The following is a 690-nucleotide window of genomic DNA, read 5'->3' as shown; positions in this document are numbered from 1 at the left end:
CTACGCGTACGTCGGCGTGCCCGGCGTGTCCGAAGGTCAGCACCGGGCCGTCGGTGAGCGCGCGCATCGCGCTCACCCGGGGGTCGTCGGCGTTGAGGACGGCGGTGCCGCCGGGTGCCAGGCCCTGCACCAGTTCGCCCTTGGCCCGGGCGATGGCGGCGCGGGACCCGAACTCGCCGAGGTGGGCCACTCCGACGTTGAGGACGACAGCGATGTCGGGCGCGACGAGGCCGGTCAGGTGGGCGATGTCGCCGACATGGCGGGCTCCCATCTCCAGGACGAGGAACTCGGTGCCCAGGCCGGCGCGGAGCATGGTGAGCGGCACACCGAACTCGTTGTTGAGCGAGCCGGCCGTGGCAACCGTCGGCGCGGTCTGCGAGAACACCGCCGCCAGGAGGTCCTTGGTGCTGGTCTTGCCCTGCGAGCCGGTCACCGAGACGACGGTCAGGTCCTTGCGCAGCCGGGACACGGCATGCGCGGCGAGCCGCTGCAGCGCGGCCCGGGGATCGTCCACGACGACGGTGGGCAGCGGCGTGGGCCTCGAGCCGAGCACGGCCACCACCCCGGCCCGGCCGGCCTGCCCGGCATAGTCGTGGCCGTCGGCCCGCTGACCGGCCACGGCGACGAACAGACCGCCCGGCCCGCCCTGCCGGCTGTCGAGCACAGCCGGCGCCGTCACCGCCACGGAAC

General features: G+C 74.5%; 1 protein-coding gene. It reads right to left on the bottom strand.

All coding sequences use genetic code 11. From position 1 onward, the window contains the following. Positions 1 to 690: UDP-N-acetylmuramoyl-tripeptide--D-alanyl-D-alanine ligase (murF, locus tag DMH12_RS38720; protein WP_260474509.1), on the bottom strand; the 690-nt coding region annotated here is incomplete at both ends.

The sequence above is a fragment of the Streptomyces sp. WAC 04229 genome (assembly GCF_003947455.1).
GTDB lineage: Bacteria > Actinomycetota > Actinomycetes > Streptomycetales > Streptomycetaceae > Streptomyces.
Note: the sequence above shows the minus strand (reverse complement) of the source record. Positions and strands in the feature narration are given on the sequence as shown.